The sequence below is a fragment of the Isoptericola sp. NPDC060185 genome, assembly GCF_042728595.1.
In the GTDB taxonomy this organism is placed as follows: Bacteria; Actinomycetota; Actinomycetes; order Actinomycetales; family Cellulomonadaceae; genus Isoptericola.
This window is the reverse complement of sequence record NZ_JBHWYY010000005.1, coordinates 44,459-68,279: the sequence shown is the minus strand read 5'-3', so window position 1 is coordinate 68,279 and position 23,821 is coordinate 44,459. Positions and strand designations below refer to the sequence as shown.

General features: G+C 75.7%; 21 protein-coding genes. 13 read left to right on the top strand and 8 right to left on the bottom strand.

What is annotated here, in order from left to right; translation table 11 throughout:
• Nucleotides 1-50: 50 nt before the first annotated feature.
• Complete coding sequence (locus ACFWDO_RS03425; RefSeq protein WP_380319242.1) at nucleotides 51-680, top strand: uridine kinase; 630 nt, start codon at nucleotides 51-53, stop codon at nucleotides 678-680.
• A gap of 40 nt (nucleotides 681-720) precedes the next feature.
• On the opposite strand, the gene ACFWDO_RS03420 is transcribed toward ACFWDO_RS03425, so the two are convergent.
• Nucleotides 721-4,389, bottom strand: coding sequence for a hypothetical protein (locus ACFWDO_RS03420; RefSeq protein ID WP_380319239.1), 3,669 nt, complete (start codon nucleotides 4,387-4,389; stop codon nucleotides 721-723).
• Between the two features lie 107 nt (nucleotides 4,390-4,496).
• A complete protein-coding gene (locus ACFWDO_RS03415) occupies nucleotides 4,497-5,234 on the bottom strand; it encodes a VOC family protein (protein WP_380319236.1) in 738 nt (245 codons plus the stop codon).
• Nucleotides 5,235-5,305: 71 nt separating this feature from the next.
• Here ACFWDO_RS03415 and ACFWDO_RS03410 point away from each other — a divergent pair, with 71 nt between their 5' ends.
• Complete coding sequence (locus tag ACFWDO_RS03410) at nucleotides 5,306-5,635, top strand: hypothetical protein (protein WP_380319233.1); 330 nt, start codon at nucleotides 5,306-5,308, stop codon at nucleotides 5,633-5,635.
• 16 nt (nucleotides 5,636-5,651) lie between these two features.
• Here the strand turns inward: ACFWDO_RS03410 and ACFWDO_RS03405 are convergent, their stop codons facing one another.
• Together ACFWDO_RS03405 and ACFWDO_RS03400 are read right to left on the bottom strand one after the other, a co-directional pair.
• Nucleotides 5,652-7,145 carry an SDR family oxidoreductase gene (locus ACFWDO_RS03405; protein ID WP_380319230.1) on the bottom strand — a complete coding sequence of 498 codons (1,494 nt, stop codon included), beginning with the start codon at nucleotides 7,143-7,145 and terminating at the stop codon, nucleotides 5,652-5,654.
• Between the two features lie 261 nt (nucleotides 7,146-7,406).
• Nucleotides 7,407-7,934, bottom strand: a complete 528-nt coding sequence (locus ACFWDO_RS03400) for a MarR family winged helix-turn-helix transcriptional regulator (protein WP_380319227.1) — start codon at nucleotides 7,932-7,934, stop codon at nucleotides 7,407-7,409.
• 116 nt (nucleotides 7,935-8,050) lie between these two features.
• Between ACFWDO_RS03400 and ACFWDO_RS03395 the strand changes: the two genes are divergently transcribed.
• Genes ACFWDO_RS03395 through ACFWDO_RS03370 form a run of 6 tightly spaced genes read left to right on the top strand, consistent with a single transcriptional unit; the run spans nucleotide 8,051 to nucleotide 13,229 of the window.
• On the top strand, nucleotides 8,051-9,073 hold the full coding sequence (locus ACFWDO_RS03395) for a polyprenyl synthetase family protein (RefSeq protein WP_380319224.1): 1,023 nt from the start codon (nucleotides 8,051-8,053) through the stop codon (nucleotides 9,071-9,073).
• Entirely contained in the window at nucleotides 9,070-10,011 is a 942-nt protein-coding gene (locus ACFWDO_RS03390; RefSeq protein WP_380319221.1) for a phytoene/squalene synthase family protein, read from the top strand. The genes ACFWDO_RS03395 and ACFWDO_RS03390 overlap by 4 nt, the downstream gene beginning before the upstream one ends.
• Before the next feature lie 5 nt (nucleotides 10,012-10,016).
• The gene (gene crtI, locus ACFWDO_RS03385; RefSeq protein WP_380319260.1) at nucleotides 10,017-11,630 is read left to right on the top strand and encodes a phytoene desaturase family protein; all 1,614 of its coding nucleotides are present in this window, start codon (nucleotides 10,017-10,019) and stop codon (nucleotides 11,628-11,630) included.
• Nucleotides 11,627-11,974, top strand: a complete 348-nt coding sequence (locus ACFWDO_RS03380) for a lycopene cyclase domain-containing protein (RefSeq protein WP_380319218.1) — start codon at nucleotides 11,627-11,629, stop codon at nucleotides 11,972-11,974. The genes crtI and ACFWDO_RS03380 overlap by 4 nt, the downstream gene beginning before the upstream one ends.
• Entirely contained in the window at nucleotides 11,971-12,306 is a 336-nt protein-coding gene (locus tag ACFWDO_RS03375; RefSeq protein ID WP_380319215.1) for a lycopene cyclase domain-containing protein, read from the top strand. Before ACFWDO_RS03380 ends, ACFWDO_RS03375 begins: the two co-directional genes overlap by 4 nt.
• Entirely contained in the window at nucleotides 12,306-13,229 is a 924-nt protein-coding gene (locus ACFWDO_RS03370) for a prenyltransferase (protein WP_380319212.1), read from the top strand. The genes ACFWDO_RS03375 and ACFWDO_RS03370 overlap by 1 nt, the downstream gene beginning before the upstream one ends.
• 14 nt (nucleotides 13,230-13,243) lie before the next feature.
• Here ACFWDO_RS03370 and ACFWDO_RS03365 read toward each other — a convergent pair whose 3' ends face one another.
• Together ACFWDO_RS03365 and ACFWDO_RS03360 are read right to left on the bottom strand one after the other, a co-directional pair.
• Nucleotides 13,244-13,684, bottom strand: a complete 441-nt coding sequence (locus ACFWDO_RS03365) for a pyrimidine dimer DNA glycosylase/endonuclease V (protein WP_380319209.1) — start codon at nucleotides 13,682-13,684, stop codon at nucleotides 13,244-13,246.
• 55 nt (nucleotides 13,685-13,739) lie between these two features.
• Nucleotides 13,740-15,011 carry an APC family permease gene (locus tag ACFWDO_RS03360; RefSeq protein WP_380319206.1) on the bottom strand — a complete coding sequence of 424 codons (1,272 nt, stop codon included), beginning with the start codon at nucleotides 15,009-15,011 and terminating at the stop codon, nucleotides 13,740-13,742.
• Between the two features lie 181 nt (nucleotides 15,012-15,192).
• Here ACFWDO_RS03360 and ACFWDO_RS03355 point away from each other — a divergent pair, with 181 nt between their 5' ends.
• From ACFWDO_RS03355 to ACFWDO_RS03340, 4 genes are all read left to right on the top strand, one after another.
• Nucleotides 15,193-15,873: a TetR family transcriptional regulator gene (locus ACFWDO_RS03355; RefSeq protein WP_380319203.1), complete on the top strand. Its 681-nt coding sequence runs from the start codon at nucleotides 15,193-15,195 to the stop codon at nucleotides 15,871-15,873.
• Nucleotides 15,870-16,877, top strand: coding sequence for an ATP-binding cassette domain-containing protein (locus tag ACFWDO_RS03350; protein WP_380319200.1), 1,008 nt, complete (start codon nucleotides 15,870-15,872; stop codon nucleotides 16,875-16,877). Before ACFWDO_RS03355 ends, ACFWDO_RS03350 begins: the two co-directional genes overlap by 4 nt.
• Nucleotides 16,874-18,529, top strand: coding sequence for an ABC transporter permease (locus ACFWDO_RS03345; protein WP_380319197.1), 1,656 nt, complete (start codon nucleotides 16,874-16,876; stop codon nucleotides 18,527-18,529). The genes ACFWDO_RS03350 and ACFWDO_RS03345 overlap by 4 nt, the downstream gene beginning before the upstream one ends.
• A gap of 149 nt (nucleotides 18,530-18,678) precedes the next feature.
• On the top strand, nucleotides 18,679-20,091 hold the full coding sequence (locus tag ACFWDO_RS03340) for an amino acid permease (RefSeq protein WP_380319194.1): 1,413 nt from the start codon (nucleotides 18,679-18,681) through the stop codon (nucleotides 20,089-20,091).
• On the opposite strand, the gene ACFWDO_RS03335 is transcribed toward ACFWDO_RS03340, so the two are convergent.
• The gene (locus ACFWDO_RS03335) at nucleotides 20,063-21,430 is read right to left on the bottom strand and encodes an NAD(P)/FAD-dependent oxidoreductase (protein WP_380319191.1); all 1,368 of its coding nucleotides are present in this window, start codon (nucleotides 21,428-21,430) and stop codon (nucleotides 20,063-20,065) included. The two genes, ACFWDO_RS03340 and ACFWDO_RS03335, sit on opposite strands and share 29 nt — an antisense overlap.
• An 82-nt stretch (nucleotides 21,431-21,512) precedes the next feature.
• On the opposite strand from ACFWDO_RS03335, the gene ACFWDO_RS03330 reads away from it, so the two are divergent.
• Complete coding sequence (locus tag ACFWDO_RS03330) at nucleotides 21,513-22,175, top strand: MOSC domain-containing protein (RefSeq protein WP_380319188.1); 663 nt, start codon at nucleotides 21,513-21,515, stop codon at nucleotides 22,173-22,175.
• Here the strand turns inward: ACFWDO_RS03330 and ACFWDO_RS03325 are convergent.
• Nucleotides 22,129-23,343 carry a hypothetical protein gene (locus tag ACFWDO_RS03325; RefSeq protein ID WP_380319185.1) on the bottom strand — a complete coding sequence of 405 codons (1,215 nt, stop codon included), beginning with the start codon at nucleotides 23,341-23,343 and terminating at the stop codon, nucleotides 22,129-22,131. The two genes, ACFWDO_RS03330 and ACFWDO_RS03325, sit on opposite strands and share 47 nt — an antisense overlap.
• Nucleotides 23,344-23,821 lie beyond the last annotated feature (478 nt).

The following is a 23,821-nucleotide window of genomic DNA, read 5'->3' as shown; positions in this document are numbered from 1 at the left end:
GATCTGATCGCGAACTGCCGCGGTGACGGACTGCCTGGCAGCATGGCGGCGTGCGCGTGGAACCGGTGACCCCGGAGGGTGTGGTGGAGCACGTCGTGGCGCGCGTCCTGGAGCGTGCGGCCGACGGCGACCGACCCCTGCGGGTGCTCGTGGACGGGCACCCGTCCACACGGCCGGAGGCGCTGGCCGACGCGCTCGCCGAGCCGCTGCGCGCGGCGGGCCGGCCCGTGGCGCGCGTGCGGGTGCGCGACTTCCTGCGTCCCGCGTCGCTGCGCCTCGAGCGCGGGCGCCGCGACCCCGACGCCCTGCTCGAGGAGTGGATCGACGTCGGCGGGCTCAACCGCGAGGTCCTGGGGTCGGTCGTGCGACGCGGACGCTGGCTCCCGAGCCTGCGCGACCCGGTCAGCGACCGCGCGACGCGCGCCGCGTACGTCGACGCGGCGCCCGGCACCGTCGTCGTGCTCGACGGCTCGCTCGCGATGGGCCGCGGGCTGGACGTGGACCTCGTCGTGCACCTCGCGCTGCGGCCCGCGACCGAGACGCGGAACACCGCGCTCGACGACGCGTGGACGCTCGCGGCGTACGGGCGTTACCGCCGCGAAGCACAGCCCGAGCGGCGGGCCGACGTCGTCGTCCGGGTCGACCACCCCGACCGCCCGGCGCTCGTGCTGCCGGGCTGACCGCGCCGACCCTCGCCGACCCTCGCCGCACTCATGCTGATCAGGTGCGTGGCCGGGCGTCGAGCGTGAACGACGCCGCGACCTCGAGCACCCCGCCGGCCGGCACGACGGCGCGCAGGCGGACGACGCCGAGCGGGAGGCCGGTGGGGTTCGCGTCCGCGACCGCCGTCTCGACGGTGCCGCCGACCGGCACGGGCAGCGCGAGCTCCGGCGACCCGGCTGCGTCCCAGCGCAGCCGGACCACGCCGTCACCGACCACGCCGTCACCGACTACGCCGTCACCGGCCACGCCGTCGCCGGCCACGCCGCCGCCGACCACGCCGCCGCCGCGGGGCGCGGGAGGGACGCGGCGCACGTCCCGCAACCAGCGGTGGCCGAGGTCCGCGGCCTGGTCCTCGGCAGGGTCGTCGGCAGGGGCGTCGGCAGGGACGCCGGCGGGCACGGCGACGAGCTCGGCGGGGCGGGCGCCGTCCGCGAGCACCGCCCCGTCGCCGTGGAAGACCCACTCGACGACGGTGCCGGCGGCCGCGGTCACGGTGGTGACGTCGGACCAGCCGCCGGGCTCCAGAGCGAGCGCGCGCCGCACGGTGCCGGGCCCCCAGGACGCCTCGGCGACGAGCCGGCGGTCGTCGGCCTCGACGAGCTTTCCCTCCAGGTCGGGCTGGCGCAGCCCGTCGAGGATGACGAGGTCGTGCGCCACCGGGGAGCGCATCCAGTCGGTGATCTCGGCGCCGTACCCGCTGGTGCCGAGGTCGAGGCTCGACCAGCCGCCCGCGGTCCTGACGTCCACGGCGAGCTTGTCGTGGTGGTCGTGCCAGCCGGACGGCGGCCCGAACCGCAGCGCGAGCCGCACGTCGGCCGAGCGCAGCACGCCGATGCCGGCGTGCGGCCACACGAACGACCCGGGAGGGGCGGCGGGCACCGCGGCGACGTCGTCGGGCCCGTGGACGAGGGCGGCCACGGAGCCCCGGCCGGTCAGGGGCGCCGACGGGCCGTGGGTGTGCTGGTTCGCGAACCAGAGCTGCACGGGGGCGGTGCGGGGGTGGGCGTAGAACGGCGCGAGGGCGACGGGGTGCCCGGGCAGCAGAGCGGCCGCGGCCTCGGCCTGCTCGGCGAAGGTGCCGACGAAGCAGTCGGGCCAGCCGTCGGCGTAGGCGGGGATGCGGCCGTCGTCGTACGCGAGCTGCACCGGGGCGGACACGGCCCGGGCCAGGCGTGCGGCGGCCTCGTCGGACAGGCCCGCGGGACCGGCCGCCTCCAGGTACGAGAGCAGCGCCGCGACCGTGTAGTAGTGGTAGTGCGGGTTGATCTCGAACCACAGCCCCTCGGGGCCGAAGCCCTCGCGGACCTGCGCCTCCGCCCCGAACTCGCCGTCACGGCACTCGGCGAGCAGCGCGGCGTCCCCGGTGCGGGCGGCGCACTCGGCGAGCGCCGCCAGCAGCCAGCAGTGGATGTTGTGGATCATGCCGAGCTGCGGGCGCAGCAGCGCCGCGACCTCGCCCGCGAGCCGGGTGGCGGCCGCGTCGGCCTCCGGGCTCAGGGCGTCGCCGGCCCAGCGGGCGGCGCGCAGCAGCCCGATCGCCCAGATCGCCTCGTCGAGGTTCTGCGGCTGCACGCGACCGGTCCCGACGTTCACGCCGTGCGGCGCATACGACCCGTAATCGCGGGCGTAGCCGACCAGGAGACGGTCGAGTCCGCGGGCGGCGGACCGCGCCTCGGCCGGGTCGTCTGACAGGCGCGCGAGCAGCGCGGCCCGCTGCGCCTGTGCGGCCGCCATGCCGTGCATGCGGGTGCGCCACGCGCCGTCCCACGGCTCGCCGGCGTACTCCCGGCCGCACGACGTGCACCGGTGCCGTCCCGGGCTCGCGGGGTCGAACTGCAGCGGCGCGCCGTCGTCGCCGCAGAAGTAGTGGTGCGTCCACGCCGAGTCGGCGCCGGGCGGCGGCACCGCGAGGCGGTCGCGCCAGTGGTCGTGGTCCTCCCGGACGGCGTCCAGGACGGCCCGGGCCCACGGCGCCTCTTCCGCTCGTCGCCGCACCGCCGCCCAGTCGGGGACGACGGCGGTGCCGAGCGCGGTGCCCGTTCTGGCGGTCGTCGCGGTGGCTGTCCCGGTGGTCGTCGCGGTGGTCGTGGCGTCCGGCGTCGCGAGGTCCAGACGGAGCCGGACGGCGCGCCCGGGGGCGACGTCGCGCACGACGTACCGCAGCCACCAGGTGTCGTCCGCGGCCGGGTCGGCTGCGGGCGAGTCGTCCGCGGACCGGTCGGGCTCGACGGCGGCGAGCTCGACGACGGCGGGCTCGCCGGCGGTCACGACGACGTCCAGCCCGGGCACGCGCCAGCGGTCCGCGGCGAACGCGGCGGCCGTCGCGCCGGGCGCCCGGACCTGGAACGCGAGGTCGAGGTCCCCGCCGTCGTGCCGCGCGCAGGACAGGTGCAGGGTGGGCCCGTCGGCGCGCGCGTCCACGGCGAGATCGCTCACCAGCCGCGCCCAGCCGATGTCGTGCCCCGCCCCTTCCCCGCCCCCCTCCGCGCCGACACGCCAGTGGAGCGTGGCGGGGTGGAACTGGTCGCCCAGGTGCCCGCGCTCGCCGCCCACGTCCTGGCCGCCGACGAGGAGCCGGTCGCCCACCCACGACGTGGCGACGCGACGCGGGTCGCGCGCGACCACCTGCTCGACCTGGCGCTCGCCGCGGAAGCCCTCGAGGTGCGCCTGGGCGTCGTCCGGGACCTCGGCGCCGAGCACCGCGACGAGCGGCCCGAGGGCGAGGTCCCAGGCGTGCCGGAACGGCCGGTCGGTGGCGGGGAACGGCGCGGCGTCGCGGCCCGCGGCGGCCCACACCCACAGGCCGATCCCCGAGGCGTAGTGCCGCAGGTCCATGCCGTAGCTGCGGTCGTAGGGGCCGGCGAGGTTGCGCAGGCCCGCGTGGTAGTGCGCGGCGGTGTCCCGCCAGAGGGCGGCCTCCAGCTCGGCGCCCCCGGCGCGCAGCAGCGGCAGCCGTGCGTACCGCCGCCACAGCGCGAGCGCGACCAGGTCGATGCCGTAGTACGTGGGGGAGTTGTACTCGTCGAACGCCCCGTCGACGCGGAACCGGTCCAGCACCTGGCCCGCGAGCCCGACCGCGGGCGCCTCCCACGCCGGCTCGTCAAGCCGGGCCGCGGCGTCCTGCAGCAGGAACGCCGTCATGAGCGCGATGTTCGTGTAGCGCGCGTCGACGCCGCGCGCGAGCGTGCCCTCGACGGCGCGCCGCAGCGCCTCGTCGAGCCGCCGTCGGAGTCCGCCGTCGAGGGCGTCGGGGAACTCGGTCGCGAGGACCACGAGCGTCGTCCCGACGAACTCGCGCCAGTTCGGGTCGTAGTCGCGCCACGCGACCGAGCCGGGGCCGGGCTCCGGCTCGTGCGGGCTGCGCCGCCACGTGCCGTGGAAGGGGGAGCCCGGCGCGTCGAGCTGGTGGTCCAGCACCCGCCCGAGGGCGTGCCGGGCGCGGTCGAGGTCCGCCTCGGCGCCGTCCCGTGCGGGGGCGTCGCGCACGAGGAGGCCGAGGGCGTACCAGGTGGTCTCGCGCACCAGGTGGCCGGCGGGCGCGTGCTCGCCGCCCACCGGCTCGGGCGCGCGGAGCAGGCCGACGGCCGGGTCCCACCGGCCGTCCATCCAGTCCAGGGAGCGTGTCGTGAGGTCGCGGGCGTGCCGGGTCAGCCGGTCGGGTCGCATGGCCGATCACCTTAGGGACGCCGGCACCTCGTGGAAAGCGCCTGCCCGGCGGGTCGGCGCCTCGGGTCGGGGCCGGTGCCGCGGACCGGTGTGTCAGGACTGGTGCCTCAGGACCGGCAGAGGCAGAACGGGTGCCCGGCGGGGTCGGCGAACACCCGGAACGTGTCCTCGCCCCCGGGCAGGCGCTCGGCGCCGACCGCGAGCGCCGCCGCCTCCGCGTCGTCCAGCGTCCGGGGCCCCACGACGAGGTCGAGGTGCAGCTGCTGCGGGTGCGCCGGGTCGGGCCAGTGCGGGGGCCGGTAGCCCTCCACCTGCTGGAACAGCAGAGCCTTGGTGCCGCCGAGCATCGCCATGCCCTCGGCGTCGTACACCACCGGGTCGCCGAGGACGCCGGACCAGAACGCCGCGGCCGCGGAGGCGTCGGGGACGTCGAAGGTCACGCCCATGACGGTGAGCCCGTCGTTGTCGGCGGCGTGGCACAGGTCGAAGGGGTGCCCCGCCGGGTCGGCGAGGGTGGTCCACTCGGGGTTCTCCCGCAGCACCGTGGCGCCGAGCCCGACGGCGCGCTCCACGGCGGCGGCGACGTCGGGCACGCGCAGGTCGAGGTGCAGCTGCTGCGGGTGCTCCTGCCCGGGCCACTGAGGCGCCACCAGGTCGGGCGCGGGCTGGAACGCGAGCTTCCACCCGTCGGGGGTGTGCACGTCGATCCAGTCCCCGCCGTACCCCTCGGCCACCTTGCCGCCGGTCAGCTCGCGCCAGAACTCGGCCGCCGCCCGCGTGTCCGGGGTGTCGAACACCACGGCGTCCAGGGTCGCCACCTTCGTCGGCGTCGTCTCGTCGCTCATGCCGTCCACCCTCCCGCGACCCACCGACGCTCGCCGCGCGACGCCGTCGGGCCGGTGCGATCGTGGGTCGCATGGACCGGCAGCAGCCCACCGACCGGCGGGCGCGCGTCGTGACGACGGTGGTCGTCGCGGGCGTGGCGCTCCTGCTCCTCGGCGCGTGCGCCGCGGGACCGAACCCGGGCGTCGACACGTCGACGATCGGTGGGCAGGGCCCGTACGGGTTCTGGTGGGGCCTGTGGCAGGGCATGATCCTGCCGGTCACGTTCGTCGTGTCGCTGTTCACCGACTCGGTGTCGGTGTACGAGGTGCACAACAACGGCAACTGGTACGACGTCGGCTACGTCATCGGCATCTCGATGGTCTTCGGCGGCCCGCTCGGCGCGCGTCGCGCCCGGCACTGACCGCCCCGGGGCGCCGTCAGGCGGACACGGCGTGCTCGTGCGCGGCGCGGGCGATGTTGCGCTGCATCCCGCCGAACACGACGCCGTGGAACGGGCTGATGCCCCACCAGTAGAGCTGACCGGGCAGGCCGCGGGGCGAGAAGATCGCGCGCTGGCGGAACACGGGCCGGTCGTCGGGACCGTCCTCGACGGAGAGCTCCAGCCAGGCGAGGCCGGGCAGCCGCATCTCGGCCCGCAGGCGCAGCAGCCGTCCGGGCACCACCTTCTCCACGCGCCACCAGTCGAGCGCGTCCCCGGGCTCGAGCCGGTGCGGGTGTCGGCGCCCGCGCCGCAGGCCGGGCCCGCCGAACAGCCGGTCCAGCAGGCCCCGCGCCACCCAGCCGAGGCGCCACGAGTACCAGCCGTGCGCCCCGCCGATCCCCTCGATCACGGACCACAGCGACTCGGGCGTGGTGTCGACCTCGCGCGCCCGGTCGTCGACGAGCAGGCTGCCCCCGGCCCAGTCCGGATCGTCGGGGAGCGGGTCGGACGGCGCCCCCCGCGTCGACGCGGAGCTCCAGCTGGTGCGCACGTCCAGGTCGCGGATCCTGGCCAGCGCGAGGGCGACCGCGTCGTCGAAGCCGATCAGCCCGCCCGGGGGGTCGGGGACGTACGCGACGATGTCGTGGTCGCGCGCCACGACCTCGTGCACCAGCGACCCGACGAGGGGGCGGGCGATCGCCGGCGGCACCGGGGTGACGAGCCCGACCCACAGGCTCGCGAGCCGCGGCGTCAGCACGGGGACGGCGCCGATCACGCGCGGCCGCAGCCCGGCGACGGCGGCGTAGCGCTGCATCATGCGGCGGTAGGTGAGGACGTCGGGGCCGCCGATGTCGAACCCGCGGCTGACCTCGGCGGGGATCGACGCGGCCCCGACCAGGTAGCGCAGCACGTCGCGGACGGCGACGGGCTGGATGCGGTTGTCGATCCACCGCGGCGCGACCATCACCGGCAGCCGCTCGGTGAGGTAGCGCATCATCTCGAACGACGCGCTCCCGGAGCCCAGGATCACGGCGGCCCGCAGCACGACGGTGGGCACCTCGCCGGCGAGCAGGATCTCCTCGACCTCCCGGCGGGAGCGCAGGTGGGGCGACAGGTCGTCGGTGTCGGGGTACAGCCCGCCCAGGTAGACGACGCGGCGCAGCCCGGCCTCGGCGGCGGCGGACGCGAAGCCGGCGGCGGTGCGGCGGTCGGTGTCGGCGAACCCGGGCCCGGCTCCGAGGGCGTGGATGAGGTAGTACGCCACCTCCACGCCGTCCAGGGCGCGGCGCAGGTCGTCGCGGGAGCCGGCGTCGCCGGTCACGACGTCGACGGCGTCGGCCCACTCGCGGGCGGTGAGCCGATCGGGGTGCCGGGCGAGCACACGGACGCGGTACCCGGCGGCGAGGAGCTCGGGCACGAGGCGCCCGCCGATGTAGCCGGTCGCCCCCGTGACCAGGACGAGGGCGTCGGACGGCGGTCCGGACGGCATGTGCCCACCTGCCTCTCGTGCGTGTCGGGCCGGACGCGCGGACCCGGCCTTCGACAAGTTGCTAGCCAGGCTAGCAACATTCGGCGGGCGATCGCATCGTGGGGCGCAGGCGCGAGCCCGGCGGCGGCGTCGTGCTCGGCGCGGCGGTCGTGCTGCGGGTGCGCCCGGCCGGGGCCCCGCGCGACTGAGGAGAGGCGCCGCTCAGTCGGACGTCGCTCAGTCGGACGTCGCTCAGTCGGACGTCGCTCAGTCGGACGTCGCTCAGTCGGACGTCTCACCGACGACGGTGCCGGCCGCGTCGTCGGCCTCCGCCTCGGCCTCCGCCGCCATGGCGAGCAGGAACCCCCGGACGGCGGGGCGGCAGTGCGCGGGGACGGCCCGCGCGATCTCGAGCATGCGGTCGTGCACATGGGTGAGGCGCTCGCGCACCTCGGCGTGCGCCGCGGCGGAGGCGACGACGACCACCGACCGGCGGTCGGACGGGTGCGGGTGCCGCTCGAGGTGGCCCGACGCGACCAGCCGATCGAGCAGCTTGGTCGTGGAGGCGGTGGAGATCGCGAGGTACTCCGCGATCCCGCGCGGCGTGGCCGGGTCGCCCCGCTGCTGGCACGCGATGACGTGCTGGAGGGCGCGGAGGTCGGTGAGGTTCATGCCCATGTCGCGGCCGGCACGGCGCCGCATCGACTCGTCGGAGCGCCGGAAGGCGCGCAGGGCTTCGAGCAGGCGGCGCGGCTCCGCGTCCTGCGTCCCGTACCAGTACGACGAGCCGTCCCCGGGTGCCTCGGTCACGCGCCCATCATACGACTACCTCCTATGGCTAGTATCTTGCTAGGCTAGATATATTGCCGATCAGGAGGTGGACCGTGCCGCACCCGACCCCCGACGCCGTCGATCGCGTGGATGGCGTGGATGGCACCGTCGAGGGAGCCGTCGAGAGCCTGCTCGCCGCGGGCGACCGCCGCGGCGGCACCCTCCTGTGGGGCGCGCTGCGGGGGACGAGCCGCGGGGGCAAGCGGCTGCGGCCGCGGATCCTCCTGGAGGCCTACGACGCCCTCGCCGGTGCGGCGCCGCCCGAGCCGCGGGAGGTCGCGGTGCGTGTCGGCGCCGCCGTCGAGCTGCTCCACCACGCGTTCCTCGTGCACGACGACGTCATCGACGGCGCCGACACCCGCCGGGGCCGCCCGAACGTGGCCGGCACGCACGCCGCTCAGGCCCTCGAGTCCGGGGTGGACCCCGGGCATGCCCGCGACTACGGCGCGGCGGCCGGCATCCTCGCCGGCGACCTGGCGCTCGCCGCCGCCGTCCGGGCGGTCGCGCTGTGCGGGGCGGCGCCGGCGACCACCGAGCTCCTCCTCGACGTCCTGGACGAGGCCATGCACCTCACGGCGGACGGCGAGCTCGCGGACGTCCGCCTCAGCCTGGGCTCCTCCTGCGCCGACCTCGACGAGGTGCTGATCACGGCCGAGCGCAAGACGGCCGTGTACAGCTTCCAGCTCCCGCTGCGCGCGGCCGCGATCCTCGCGGGCCGCGAGGACCTCGACGACGGCGTCCGGCGCCTCGGGCGCGACCTGGGCGTCGCGTTCCAGCTCCGGGACGACCTCGACGGCGTGTTCGGCGATCCGGCGGAGACCGGCAAGAGCAACGCGTCCGACCTGCGCGAGGGCAAGTGCACCCCGCTCGTGGCGCTCGCGCGCGGGACGTGGGCGTGGGAGGAGTTGAGCACGGTGCTGGGCCACCCCGACGCGACGGAGCCCGAGCTGGACCGCGCGCGGGCGTTGCTCGAGGCCTGCGGCGCCCGCGCGGCCGTCGAGGCGCTGGCGAGAGCCCTCGAGCGCGACGCCGTCGGCCTCGGCGAGGACCTCGGCCTCGGTGCGCTCGCCGCCCGCGTGGCCGGACCCGTCCCCGACGACTCCCCGAGCGCGGCATGAGCGCCGTCCCGGCCGCCCCCCGGCCCGCCGCGACCGGCTGCGACCCCGTCCTCGCCGGCACTGCCGCGGGTCCGGCCGTTCCTGCCGTCCCCGCCGCCGACGCCCTGTACGACGCCGTCGCGGTGCGCAGCGCCGCCGTCGTCATCCGGGCGTACTCCTCGTCCTTCGGCTGGGCCTGCCGCCTGCTGGGCGACGCCGTGCGCGACCCGGTGCGGTCGGTGTACGCGCTGGTCCGCGTCGCCGACGAGATCGTCGACGACGTCCGCCCAGGCCTCGGCGCCGAGGCGCGCGCCGCGCTGCTCGACGACCTCGAGCGCGAGGTCGCCCGTGCGACGGCGTGCGGGCGCAGCAGCAACCTCGTGGTGCACGCGTTCGCGCGGACGGCGCGGCGGTACGGCATCGGCGACGACCTGGTGGCGCCGTTCTTCGCGTCGATGCGGGCAGACCTCACCGTCACCGCCCACGACGAGGCGAGCTTCGCCGCCTACGTGCACGGCTCGGCCGAGGTGGTGGGCCTGATGTGCCTGCGGGTGTTCGTCGCGGGGGACGACGCGGCCTACGACCGGTTGGCCCCGGGCGCGGCCCGGCTCGGGGCGGCGTTCCAGAAGGTCAACTTCCTGCGCGACCTGGCGGAGGATGTGGACGAGCGGGGCCGCTCCTACTTCCCGGGCCTCGACGTCGACGCCTTCGACGACGCCGCGCGGGACCGGCTGCTCGCCGACGTCGATGCCGACCTCGCGGCCGCGTCCGTCGCGATCGACAGGCTCCCTCGGACCTCGCGCCGAGCCGTGCGCGTCGCGCACGACCTGTTCGCGGAGCTGTCCCGCCGGCTCGGGGCCATGCCGGCCGCCACGATCCGGCGGGAGCGCGTACGGGTCCCCGGCCCGGTCAAGGCGAGGGTGGTGGCCGGGGTCCTCGTGAAGGACGTGCTGCGGTGAGGGTCGTGGTGGTCGGGGCGGGGATCGCCGGGCTGGCGACGGCGGGCCTGCTCGCGCGCGACGGTCACGAGGTGGAGGTCCTGGAGCGGCACGCCGTCGTGGGCGGCCGCGCAGGGTCGTGGGAGCGGGACGGCTTCCGGTTCGACACGGGGCCGTCGTGGTACCTCATGCCGGAGGTCTTCGACCACTGGTTCCGGCTCATGGGGACCACCGCGGACGACGAGCTCGACCTCGTCGGCCTCGACCCGGCGTACCGCGTCTTCTTCGAGGGGCACGACCGGTCCCTCGACGTCTCGCCGGACCGCGCGGCCAACGTGGCGGCGTTCGAGGCGATCGAGCCCGGGGCGGGCGCGCGGCTGGAGCGCTACCTCGACTCCGCGCACGACACCTACGACATGGCCCTGCGGCACTTCCTGTACACGACGTTCGCGTCGTGGCGGCCGTTCGCGCACCGCGACGTCGCGGCGCGGTGGCACCGGCTGGTGCCCCTGCTCGGCACGTCGCTCGAGCGGCGGGTGTCGGCGAGCTTCCGGGACCGGCGCCTGCGGCAGGTGCTGGGCTACCCCGCGGTCTTCCTCGGCTCGTCGCCCGGCAAGGCACCGAGCATGTACCACCTGATGAGCGCCCTCGATCTCGACGGCGGCGTGCGCTACCCGCTGGGGGGGTTCGCACGCGTGGTCGACGCGGTCGCGTCGCTCGCGGTCGGCGCGGGGGTCACCCTGCGCACCCGCGCCCGGGCGACCGCGATCACCACCACGGCCGTCGGGGCCGCGCCGGGGGTGGTGCGGACCGGACTCCCCGTCCCCGGCCCGCGCCGTCCTCGGGCGTCGGTCACGGGGGTGCGGTGGGAGGACTCCGCCGGCACGGCGAGACATGCCCCGGCCGACGTCGTCGTCACCGCCGCCGACCTGCACCACGTCGAGTCCGACCTGCTGCCGCCCGACCTGCGAGACCGCTCCCCGGGCTGGTGGTCGCGCCGCGACCCCGGCCCCGGCGGCGTCCTGGTGATGCTCGGCGTGCGCGGCCGGGTGCCGCAGCTGCCGCACCACGCGCTGTTCTTCGCCGCGGACTGGGAGGAGAACTTCGGCGCGATCGCCGCCGGGCGCGTGCCCGACCCGGCGTCCGTGTACGTCTGCGCACCTTCGCGCACCGACCCCTCCGTGGCCCCGCCGGGGCACGAGAACCTGTTCCTGCTCGTCCCCGTGCCCGCCGACCCGGGGCTCGGGCGCGGCGGCGAGGACGGCACGGGCGACGCCGCCGTCGAGGCCGTCGCGGACGCCGCCATCGACCGGGTGGCGGCCTGGGCAGGGGTGCCGGACCTGCGCGAGCGGATCGTGGTGCGGCGCACCGTCGGTCCGGGCGACTTCGCCGCCGACCTCTCGTCCTGGTCCGGCGGCATGCTCGGCCCCGCGCACACGCTGCGCCAGAGCGCGATGTTCCGGGCGGGGAACCGGTCGCGGAAGGTCGCGGGCCTGCTCCACGCGGGCGGCTCCACCATCCCGGGCGTCGGGCTGCCCATGTGCCTCATCAGCGCCGAGCTCGCCGTCAAGCGGGTCCGCGGGGACACGAGTGCCGACCCGCTCCCCGTGACCCGGCCGGCCCTCCACCCCGGGGAGTGATCGCCCTGACTGGGACCTCGTTCCTCTACCTCGGGCTGCTGCTCGGCGCCCTGGCGGGCACTGCGCTCGTCGACCGCAGGGCGCGCCTCGTGCTCTGGTCCGCGCACCCGGGGCGCGCCGCGGCGGTGCTCCTCGCGGGGACGGTGTTCTTCCTCGCCTGGGACGCCGTCGCCATCGCCCACGGCTTCTACTCCCGCGGCGGCGCGGGCACGACGGTCGGCGTCGAGCTCGCACCGCACCTGCCCCTCGAGGAGCTCTTCTTCGTGCTGTTCCTCTGCTACCTCGCCCTCGTGTTGCACGGGCTGGTGCGGCGCGGCCTCGCCCGACCGGGGGTGGGGCGATGACGTACGCCGGACTCGCCGTGGCCGCCGTCGTGGGGGCGCTCGTCGTCGCGCTCGTCGCGACCGTGGTGCGGGGCCTCGGCGCCCGCTGGTGGGCGGCGACGGCGCTCGCCGCGGCCGCGCTCGTGGCGCTCACGGTCGTCTTCGACAGCCTGATGATCGCGGCCGACCTGTTCCGGTACGGCGAGACGGCGCTGCTGGGCGTGCGGCTGTGGCTCACGCCGGTCGAGGACCTCGCCTGGCCGGTCGTCGCGGCGCTGCTGCTGCCCGCGCTGTGGGCGCTGGCCGGGGACGGCGGGCGTGCCGGGGCGCGCGCCGAACAGAGGGGCGAGTGATGACGCGGACGGAGACCGGGGCGACGTCGGGGACGGCGTCCGGAGCGGCCGCGGCGTGGCGCCAGGTGCTGGGCTCGTCGCGGCCCGTGAGCTGGGTGAACACGGCCTACCCGTTCGCGGCCGCGTACCTGATGGCCAGCGGCGCCGGGCGCGTCGGGGTGTCGGAGCTCGTGGTCGGCACCCTCTACTTCCTCGTCCCGTACAACCTGCTGATGTACGGCCTGAACGACGTGTGGGACTACGAGTCGGACCTGCGCAACCCCCGCAAGGGCGGCATCGAGGGCGTCGTGCTGTCGCGCCGCTGGCACCGCCTCACCGTGCGGGCCGCCGTGTTGAGCAACGTCCCGTTCCTCGTCTATCTGGTCGTGGTCGGGTCGGTGGCGTCCACGGCGGTCCTTGCGGTGAGCGTGTTCGCCGTCGTCGCGTACTCCGCGCCGGGGCTGCGGTTCAAGGAGCGGCCGGTGCTCGACTCGGCCACGTCGAGCACGCACTTCGTGAGCCCCGCCGTGTTCGGGCTGGCGCTGGCGGGCGGCACGCTCACCGGGCCCGTGCTCGCCGCCCTGGCCGGGTTCTTCCTCTGGGGCATGGCGTCGCAGGCGTTCGGCGCCGTGCAGGACGTCGAGGCGGACCGGGCGGCCGGGATCGGCTCGGTCGCCACGTGGCTGGGCGCCGCCCGCACCGTGCGCGGGGCGATGGCGCTCTACCTCGCCGCCGGCGTCGTGCTCCTGCTGGGCGGCCCACCCGTCGCGTGGGCCGCCGTCCTGGTCGCGCCGTACGTCGTGAGCATCGCGCCCTACCGCAGCCTCCCCGACCCCCGCTGCGAGGAGGCCCACGCCGGATGGCGGCGATTCCTGTGGCTCAACCTCGTCACCGGGTTCCTCGTCACGCAGCTGCTCATGGCCGTCGCCCTGGGCTGGCTCTGAGGTTGTCGTGCGGCTCAGCCGCGCTCCCACTCCTCGCGCTCGCCGGGGACGGTCGTGAAGAGCGGGTGGGTCCGGACGGCGTCGGCGTCCGCCAGCGCTCCCGCCCGCTCCGGGGTGCGCGCCCGCAGCTTGGCGAGCAGGTGCGCGCGCTCGAACGCGAGCTGCCCCTCGGTCACGGGCAGGGTGGGGACGGGCCGGTCCGCTCGGGGCGCCTCGAGGATGCGGGCGCGGTCGAACGCGTACCCGCGGTCGGTGGCCTCGTCGGCGACGGCGGCGAGGTACGCGCCGACGGCCGCGAGCGGGTCCGGGGTCGCGCGGAAGCGGACCAGCTGGCTGTGGTTGCGGTAGCCGCGCGTGCGGCCCGCGAGCACGGCCTGCGCGAGCAGCGCCTCGCGCCAGCAGGCCGTCAGGCCCTGCCGGTCGAGGTAGTCGGGGGCCAGGGACCACAGACGCACCGGCTCATCGTGGCACGTGGCACGTGCCACGTGGCGCCGAGTGGATCGCGCGGGGTCAGGCCGCGTCGCGCCGCAGCCGCGCCCACCGCAGCGCGAGCCCGGCGGCGAGCACGGCGGCGCCGGTGAGCACCGCGGCGACGGGCAGCGTCGCGCACAGCACCACGCACCCGGCCAGCCCGACGACCTGCAGGGCCCGCGGGTACCGGCGGTGCGGCGCGCTCTGGGTCCACGCGGCGAGGTTCGCCACCGCGTAGTACACGAGCACGCCGAACGACGAGAACCCGATCGCGCCCCGCAGGTCCACCGTGAGCACCAGCGCGACCACGACGACGGCCACGGCCACCTCGGCCCGGTGCGGCACCCGGAACTGGGGGTGCACGGCGGCGAGCGACCGCGGCAGGTCGTCCTCGCGCGCCATCGCGAGCGCGGTGCGGCCCACGCCGGCGACGAGGGCGAGCAGCGCGCCGAGCGACGCGGCCGCCGCTCCGACCTGCACGACGACGCCCGCCCACGGCGTCCCGGCGACCGCCGCGGCCAGTGGCGCCGGGGCCGCCGCCGTCCCCGCGAGGCCGAGCACCGTGAGCAGCATGACCGCCACGACCGCGTAGATCACGACGGCGCCGCCCAGCGCCCCGACGATCGCGCGCGGGATGCTGCGGGCGGGGTCGCGCACCTCCTCGCCGAGCGTCGCGACGCGCGCGTACCCCGCGAAGGCGAAGAACAGCAGGCCCGCAGCCTGCAGCACCCCGTACCAGCCCGCGGTCGTCGTGCCGTCCGTCCCGGCGTCGCGGCCGCTGAGGCGTGCGACGTCGGGGGAGCCGGTGGCGAGCGCGACGGCGACCGTCACGGCCAGGGCGAGCAGCACGACGACGACGATCCACCGGGCGAGCCGCGCGGTGCGGGTGACTCCGCGGTAGTTCACGGCCGCCAGCGCGACGACGGCGAGCGCCGCCACGGGCCGCTCCCACCCGGGCGGGGCGGCGTACGCGGCGAACGTCAGCGCCATCGCCGCGCAGCTCGCCGTCTTCCCGATGACGAACCCCCAGCCGGCGAGGAACCCCCACCACGGCCCCAGGCGCTCGCGGCCGTACACGTAGGTGCCGCCGGACGCCGGGTACTGGGCCGCGAGCTGCGCGGACGACGTCGCGTTCCCGTACGCGACGACCGCCGCGACCGCGAGGGCGAGCAGCAGCGCGGCGCCCGTCCCGGCGGGCAGCACGGCCGCGGCGGCGGGGGAGAACGCGGCGAACACGCCGGCCCCGATCATCGAGGACAGGCCGATCACGACGGCGTCGGCGGTGCCGAGGCGGCGCGCGAGCTGGGTCACGTGTCGATCCTGCCGTGCGGGCCCCCGCGAGGGATCTTGCGCACTGGTTGAACACGTGTTTAGTCTGTTGAACATGCGTTCAGTGGATGCCGTTTCCTCAGGAGATGCCGCCCCCTCAGGGCGTGCCGCTCCCGAGGAGCCGACGACGGACCCGGCAGAGGCCCGCGGGCCGCTCGTGCCCGTGCCCGACGGCACCACGCGCGGCCGGATCCTCGACGCCGCGATGCTCCGCTTCGCGCGCTCCGGGTTCGGCGCGTCCGTGCGCGCGATCGCCGCGGACGCGGGGGTGAGCGCGGCGCTCGTCATCCACCACTTCGGGTCCAAGGACAAGCTGCACCTCGCCTGCGACGAGTACGTGCTCGCCTGGATCCGCGACGTCAAGCGCGACTCCATCGGGCGGGCCGCCGGCGGCAACCTGCTCCAGGTGCTCTCCGCGGCGGACCAGTACGCCCCGCTCGTCGCCTACGTGCTGCGCTCGTTGCAGGCCGGCGGCGCGGTGGGCCGCGAGTTCACCGAGCACATGATCGCCGACGCCGAGGAGTACACCGCCGAGGCGGTGCGCGACGGCGTCGTGACGCCGAGCCGCGACGAGGCCGCGCGGGTGCGCTACCTCGTCTACTCCGCCCTCGGCGCGATGCTCCTGTCGGTCACGCTCGACCCGCCGCACGACCCCGAGGACGTCACCGCCGCGATGCGGCGCTTCATGAACGAGCTGTACCTGCCGATGCTCGAGCTCTTCACCGAGGGCTTCCTCACCACTCGTCGCATGCTCGACGACTATCTCCTGTACGTGCCGGACCCGCCGGAGGGCGCGCAGCCCCCCGCCGACGGAACCCCCCACGACCACGAAGAGGAACCATGACCACCACGGCTTCAGCCACCCAGGCTGCCCGGACCGCGGCCACGCCCGCGGTCGAGATCCACGACCTGCGCAAGTCCTTCGGCTCCGTCCAGGCCCTCGACGGGCTGAACCTGACCGTCGAGCACGGCCAGGTGGCCGGCTTCCTCGGCCCGAACGGCGCCGGGAAGTCCACCACGATCCGCGTGCTGCTGGGCCTGCTGCGCTCCGACTCGGGCAGCGTCCGGATGCTCGGCGGCGACCCCTGGCGGGACGCCGTCGCGCTCCACCGGCGTCTCGCGTACGTCCCCGGCGACGTGTCGCTGTGGCCCAACCTCACCGGCGGCGAGGCCATCGACTACCTCGCCCGCCTGCGCGGCAAGCCCGACAAGAAGCGCAAGGCCGAGCTGCTCGAGCGGTTCGAGCTCGACCCCACCAAGAAGGCCCGCACCTACTCCAAGGGCAACCGCCAGAAGGTCGCGCTCGTCGCGGCGTTCGTCTCGCAGGTCGACCTGCTGGTGCTCGACGAGCCGACATCCGGCCTCGACCCCCTCATGGAGGCTGTGTTCACCGAGCAGGTGCGGCAGGCCAAGGAAGCCGGCACGTCCGTGCTGCTGAGCAGCCACATCCTGTCCGAGGTCGAGAAGGTCTGCGACACCGTGACGATCATCCGCGGCGGCCGCGACGTCGAGTCCGGCACGCTCGACGACCTGCGCCACCTCACGCGCTCGGCCGTCACCGCCGTCGTCGACCGCGACCCGTCCGCGATCGCCACGATGGCGGGCGTGCACGACCTCGCCACGACCGAGAACGGCGTCGGCACCCGCGTCACCTTCGACGTCGACAACGCCGAGATGGGGCGCGTCCTGCCCGCCGTCAGCGCGCTGGGCGTGCACTCGTTCACCGCGCAGCCGCCGTCGCTGGAGGAGCTCTTCATGCGCCACTACGGCGACGAGCTCGCGGCCGACGGCGTCCCGGTCGGCGCCCCCAGCAAGAGCGGCGCCCGGAGCAAGGCGGGTGCGCGATGAGCGCCGTCACCGCCGCCCCGCCGGTGCGCCGGGCCGAACCCGTGCGCGGGGGCTCCACGCTCACCGGGACGTGGAGCCTGGTGCGGTTCATCCTGCGTCGCGACCGGGTGCGCCTGCTGGTCTGGAGCCTCGGCATCCCGCTGCTGTACCTCGGGTCGCTGCCGGAGTACACCACCATGCTGGACGACGCCGAGGGGCAGGCCGTCCGCGCCGCGCTGGTGTCGTCGCCGGCGATGGTCGCCATGACGGGCCCCGGCTACGGCACGGACCACTACACGGTCGGTCCGGCGCTCGCGAACGAGCTCACCCTCTGGGTGGTGATCGCGCTCGCCGTCATGAGCATCCTGCAGGTGGTGCGGCACACCCGCGCCGAGGAGGAGTCCAGCCGGTCCGAGCTGGTGCGCGCCGCCGCGGTCGGGCGGCACGCCGCGGTGGTCGCGGCACTGTTCGTCGTGGTGGTCGTCAACGCCGTCATCGCGGTGCTGTCCGCGGCCGTGCTCGCCGCCAACGACCTCGACGTCACGAACGCGCTCGGCATGACCGTCGGCATCGCCGTCGCGGCGTTGACCTACGGCGCCGTCGCGCTGGTCGCCGCCCAGGTCACCGAGCACTCGCGCGGGTCCACGGGCCTGTCGATGGCCGTGCTCGGCGCGACCTTCACCGTGGGCACCATCGGCAACATGCAGGAGCAGGGCGGCTCTTGGGCGTCCTGGCTCTCGCCCATCGGGTGGGCGCAGCAGATGCGCGCGTTCGTCGACCTGCGGTGGTGGCCGGCGGCCATCGGCGTGGTCGTGATCGTCCTGCTCCTGCTCGCGGCGTCGTCCCTCGCGTCTCGGCGCGACTTCGGGGCCGGGCTCGTGCCCGACCGCCCCGGACGCGCCGACGCCCTGGACAGCCTGCGCTCGCCCACCGCGCTCGCCTGGGTGCAGCAGCGGATGGCGCTGCTGTGGACCGCCCTGGGGCTGGGGATCATGTGGCTCGCGATGGGCACCGTCGCGTCCCAGGTGCCCGAGCTGACCAAGACCCTCCAGGACAACCCGGTCTACGCGTCCGTCCTCGGTGCGGGCGACCCCGTCGCCGGGTTCCTGCGCATCATCGTGCTCTACGCCGCCCTCGGCGCCGCCGTCTACGGCATCGTCGCGATGCTGCGTGCCAAGGCGGAGGAGGACGCCGGCCGCGCCGAGTACGTGCTCGCGACGCCGGTCACGCGGGGTCGATGGCTCGGCGCCACGCTCGCCATCAGCTCGGCCGCCACAGTGGTCGTCCTCGTCGTGGGCGTCGCCGCGGGTGCGGCAGGGGCGGTGTTCACCGGGCTGGACTCGCCGTCCTTCACCGACATCCTCGGCGCCGGCCTGCTGTACCTGCCGGCGCTCGCGGTGTTCGTCGGGTTCGCGGCGGTGGTGTTCGCGTGGGCCCCGCGGGCGGCCACGCTCTCGTGGGTGCTGCTCGAGTGGTCGATCGTCGTCGCGCTGTTCGCAGGCCTGTTCCACATCCCCGAGTGGGCGCAGAAGATCTCGCCGTTCTGGTGGGTGCCGGACTCGCTCTCCGGCGACGTCGACTGGGGCCACGTCGGCGGGCTGTGCGCCGTCGCCGTCGTGCTGCTGGTGCTCGCGTTCGTCGGCTTCCGACGCCGGGACGTCGCGACCAAGTAGCGCTGCTCCGCGAGCTGTCAGGGCCAGGTTCACGTTCTCGTGGCCCTGGCCCTGACGACTGTCTGAAGCCCGGGAGTTGTCAGGGCCACGTGCGGGTATTCGTGGTCCCGGTCCTGACAACTCGCGGCGGCGGGTTAGCGTGGTCGGCCGTGAGCACCCCCACGGACCCCGGCACGACGGCGGACGAGCAGCCCGGCACGGCCTCGGGCACCCAGCTCGCGCACGGCCTGCGCACCCGCCACCTGACGATGATGGGCCTCGGCTCCGCGATCGGGGCGGGCCTGTTCCTGGGCTCGGGCGTCGGCGTCGCGACGGCGGGCCCGGCCGTCCTGGTCAGTTATGCCATCGCGGGTGCGCTCGTCGTCCTCGTGATGCGGATGCTCGCGGAGATGGCCTCCGCGCTGCCCGCGTCGGGCTCGTTCTCCGTCTACGCGGAGGCGGCGCTCGGGCGCTGGGCCGGGTTCCTGCTCGGCTGGCTGTACTGGTTCACGCTGATCATGGTGCTGGGCGTCGAGGTGACGGGCGTCGCGGGCATCGTCAGCGGCTGGTGGCCCGACGTGCCGCAGTGGGCCGTGGCGGCCGCGGTCGTGGTGGTGCTGGGCGGCATCAACCTCGTGGGTGTGCGGCAGTTCGGCGAGTCGGAGTTCTGGTTCGCGGCGATCAAGGTGGCCGCGATCCTCGCGTTCCTCGTCGTGGGCGTGCTCGTCGTGGTCGGCGTCATCCCCGTGACGGGCAGCGTGCTGGGTCACTGGGCCGAGCACGGCGGCTTCGCCCCCGCCGGCTGGGCGGGGATCGCCGCGGGCCTGCTCACCGTCGTCTTCGCGTTCGGCGGCATCGAGATCGTGGCGATCGCCGCGGCCGAGGCCCGCGACCCGCGCACCGCCGTCGCCCGCGCCACCCGCACCATCGTGTGGCGCATCCTGCTGTTCTACGTGGGCTCGGTCGCGATCATCGTCGCGCTGATCCCCTGGGACGACGCCGCGGCCCTCGCCTCACCGTTCGTCTCCGTGCTGCAGCTCGCCGGGTTCGAGGGCGGCGCGCGGCTCATGGAGGTCGTGGTGGTGCTGGCGCTGCTCAGCGCGTTCAACGCGAACGTCTACGGCACCTCGCGGATGCTCTTCTCCCTCGGCCAGCGCCGCGACGCGCCCGCCGCCACGACCAGCGTGTCCCGGCGGGAGGTGCCGTGGGTGGCCGTGCTCGTGTCGGTGTTCTTCGGCGTCGTCGCCGTGCTGCTCAACTGGCTGCTGCCCGCGCAGATCCTCACGATCCTGCTCAACGCCGTCGGCTCCGCGCTGTTCGTCGTGTGGCTGCTCATCACCGTCTCGCAGCTGCGCCTGCGCCCGCGGCTCGAGGCCGACGCCGCCCGCGCCGGCGAGCCCCTGCGGCTGCGGATGTGGGCGTTCCCGTACCTCACGTGGGTCACGCTGGCCGGGCTCGTCGCCCTCGCCGGGCTCATGCTGTCCGACCCGGCCGCGCGCGCCCAGCTCGCCGCCACGGCTGGGCTGGTCGTCGTGATCCTCGCGGTCTACGCCGTCACGCGCCGGGCGCGCTCGGCTCCGTAGGCCCCGACGGCTCCGTCGGGCCTGCGTCCGGCTTCGACGGCTCCGTCGGGCCTGCGTCCGGCTTCGACGGCCGGATGGTGGGCACGTCGCCGACGATCGGGATCGGGCGGCGGTGGAACGGGAAGCCGTACCGGGTCACCAGGCCGGCGAGCGTCGTGACGCGGTTGCGGGGCCCGACGAGCGACATGATGTGCACGAACAGCCACACCAGCCACGCGAACCCGCCCGTGAGCCGCAGCATCCTCGACGTCACGGGCAGGGTGAGCTCGGCGATCGCCGCCCGGCGCCCGATGACCGCCATCGTGCCCTTGTCGTGGTAGCTCAGCGGCTCGGTGGCCCTGTCCTCGAGCAGCGCGAGGATGTTGCGGGCCACCTGCTGGCCGCCCTGGATGGCGGGCTGGGCGAGCTGCGGCAGCCAGTCCGGCGTCTCGGCGATGTCGCCGATCGCGAAGACGCCCGGCCGCTCCTCGACCTGCAGGTCCGGGCCGACGGCGATGCGGCCTCCCTTGCGGCGCGGCAGGTCCCAGTCGTCCACCTCGGGGTGCGGACCCACGCCCGCGGACCACACGGTGAGGTCGGCGCGGATGCGCGTGCCGTCGGTGAGCACGACGGCGTCCGGCCGCACCTCCGCGACGCCGGCCCCCAGGTGCAGCTTCACCCCGCGGTGCCCCAGCTCCTTCGCGGCGTACTCGCGCAGGCTCGGGTGGAACGACTTGAGCAGCTCGGTGCCGCGCTGCACGACGGTGATCTCGAACGCGTCGCCGTGGATCTCGGGGTAGGCCGGCGCGAGACCGGCGGTGCGCAGCTCGGCGAGCGCGCCCGCGACCTCGACCCCGGTGGCGCCGCCGCCCACCACGACGACGCGCAGGCCGTCGTCGGTGTCGGGGGTGAACGCCGATCGCTCCAGCCGGATGAAGAGCTGGTCGCGGATGCGCAGCGCCTGCGACCGCGAGTACATGCCGAGCGCGTTCTCCTTGGCGCCGGGCGTGTCGAAGAAGTTCACGGTGACGCCGTTGGCGAGCACGAGGTAGTCGAAGGAGACCGTCTCGTCGTTGGCGAGCCGGATGGTGCGGGCGTCGTGGTCGACGCCCACCAGGTGCTCGTGCAGCACCCGCAGGTTCTTCTGCTTGAGGCGCAGGCCGCGCAGCCAGTAGGTGACGTCGCCCGGGTTCAGCCCGCCGGTCGCGACCTGGTACAGCAGCGGCTGGAACGTGTTGTACACGCGCCGCTCGACCAGCGTGACCCGGACGGGCGCCTTCGCGAGGGCCTTCACCACCGCGAGACCACCGAACCCTCCGCCGACGACGACGACATGGGGAAGGTCGGTGCGTTCGCTCACAGGACCACGGTAGGTGACCGACGACCCGCCAGCCCGCCACCGGAGGTGTGAGGTGCGCCGTCCGGCCTGGGACGATGGGCCCGTGCCCGATCTCCTCGCCGTCTGCCGCGTCCACGCCCTCCTGCCCGACGCCGGGACCGTGGGCGTCACCGCCATCGACAAGCGCCCCGTCGAGGGGCGGGTCAAGGCCCGCCCGTACGGGCTGTACGCCGACGTCCAGGCGGACCGCGCCAACCACGGCGGACTCGACCAGGCGGTGTACGCGTACTCCCAGGAGGACGCCGAGGCGTGGGCCGCCGAGCTGGGGTACGACGTCACGCCCGGCCTGTTCGGCGAGAACCTGCGTACCCGCGGCCTCGAGGTGAGCCGCGCCGTCGTCGGCGAGCGGTGGCGGGTGGGCTCGGCCCTCCTCGAGGTGACGCAGCCCCGCACGCCCTGCCAGACGTTCGCCCGCCGCCTCGGCTCGCCGCCGCGCTGGGTGCGCCGGTTCACGCAGGCGAACCGGACCGGCACGTACCTCCGCGTCGTCGAGAACGGCGACCTGGGCGCCGGGGACGAGGTGGAGGTCGTGCGCCGGCCGGCGCACGGCGTCACCGTGGCCGACTGGTTCGGCGCCTACAACCGGCTGGACGGCGCGGCCGAGCTCGCCGACGTTGCGAAGACGCTCCTGGTGGCCCACGACGACGGCGAGCTGCGGCTCAGCGACGAGATGCGGGAGCGGGCCGAGCAGGCGCTGCGGGGCTGACCCCGACGTCGGGATCGAGGACGCCGTACCGATGTCCGGCGTACCCCCAGACGGCGAGGGCGAGCGCGGGGCCCCAGAACCAGGCGGGGAAGTACAGGGCCCCGGCCCACCCCATCATCACGATCATGGGGACGGCCGCACCGCAGAGCATGACAGCGACGATCCCGCCGGGCACGATGGCGGCCGCGGGAGGCACCGGACGTCCCGCGCGGCGGCCGAACCAGCGCGGCAGCCGCTCGCCCCACGGCAGGATCAGGCCGAGCGTGAGGACGATGCCGAGCCAGGCGCCGGAGGAGAGCGACAGGCCCTGGATCCGGACCGGGAGGGTCAGGTCCTCCGCGGGGCCCGCGAACTGCGGCCACGGGGTCAGCCAGGTGAGGCGCGCGAGGGCGTACGGGAGCGGTCCGAGCGCCGCGACGACGGTGAACAGCGTCCGGTGCCGGGTCACCCAGGCGGTGGCGGTCCGCAGCGAGCCGCGCTGCCAGGCGCGCACGGCGACGAGCCCGGCCCAGGCCGCCGCGGTCGCGAGGGGCAGCAGCACGGACGGCACGGACCACGGCTCGCGACCGAGCCCCGACGAGAGTTCGCCCCACCAGGTGGCGAACGCGTCGCGGCCGACCACGACGCCGACGACGGCAAGCGCGGCGGCGAGGGCGAGCGGCAGCCGCCATGCCGGGCGGGTGCGGAACACCTGGACGCCCGCCCACAGGGCGAGGAGGGGGACGGCGAACGACACGAGGTAGCCGGCCGCGGGGAGCGTGCCCGACCCCTGCGCGAGGAGGCCGAAGACGACGACCTCGAGGACGCCGACCGGCGCGACGAGGCGACCGGCCGCGCGGGCGGTGGGGCCGGCGAGCGCGGCCGCGGCGACCACCACGCCGAGCAGCGCCGACGCGAGCAGCACCAGGACCAGCGACGCCGCGGGGACGAGCTCCGCGCCGAGCATGCGCCCGTCCGGGAGCAGGGGGTCGAGGTCCGGCCGCGCGACGAACCAGCCGAGCATGGCCGCGGTGGCGCCCGACGCCGTGAGCGCGGCGGCCGCGAGCCTGCGGTCAGGCGGAGCCTCGGTGCGCGGAGGGTGGGTGTGCGGAGGCTGGGTGTGCGGTGGTTCGGCGCGGGGCGGGACGTCCGGCCGAGGGAGGTCTGGGGACGTGGACGGGCTGGTCATCGTGCTGCCTCCGGTCGTGGGTGGGTGTGCTCCCACGCTCCCGCCGGGGCGGTGTCCGGAGCCTCCCCCGGGCGGGGGAACGGGATCCCCCGCGCACGGGAAACGTGGTGCGCCCCCGGGGGTGGGCCGCCTCGCGGGGCGGCGCCGTCGACCGGTTCGTCGAGGGCTCGTGGACGTCGCAGGACACGGGGCGCGGTGGTCGCGCGCTTCCCCTTGTGGAGGTGCGCAGGGACCGCTAGGGTCGAACACATGTTCGAAGACGACGAGGCGAGAACCGCACCGCCCGCGGCCGCCCACCGTCGTCCTCGGGCACCTGGCTCCGGCGCGACCCGTGCCCCGGCCGCGCCGGAGCCCTACCCCTCGCGCGCACCGCTCGTCACGGCGGGGGGGGCCGCGGTCCTACAAAGGGCGGGAGCCCGGCGGGGGGGCGGTCTCGGGCCAATCGACGGGCCGGCCCAGTTGGGGCAGTGGGTTTTAA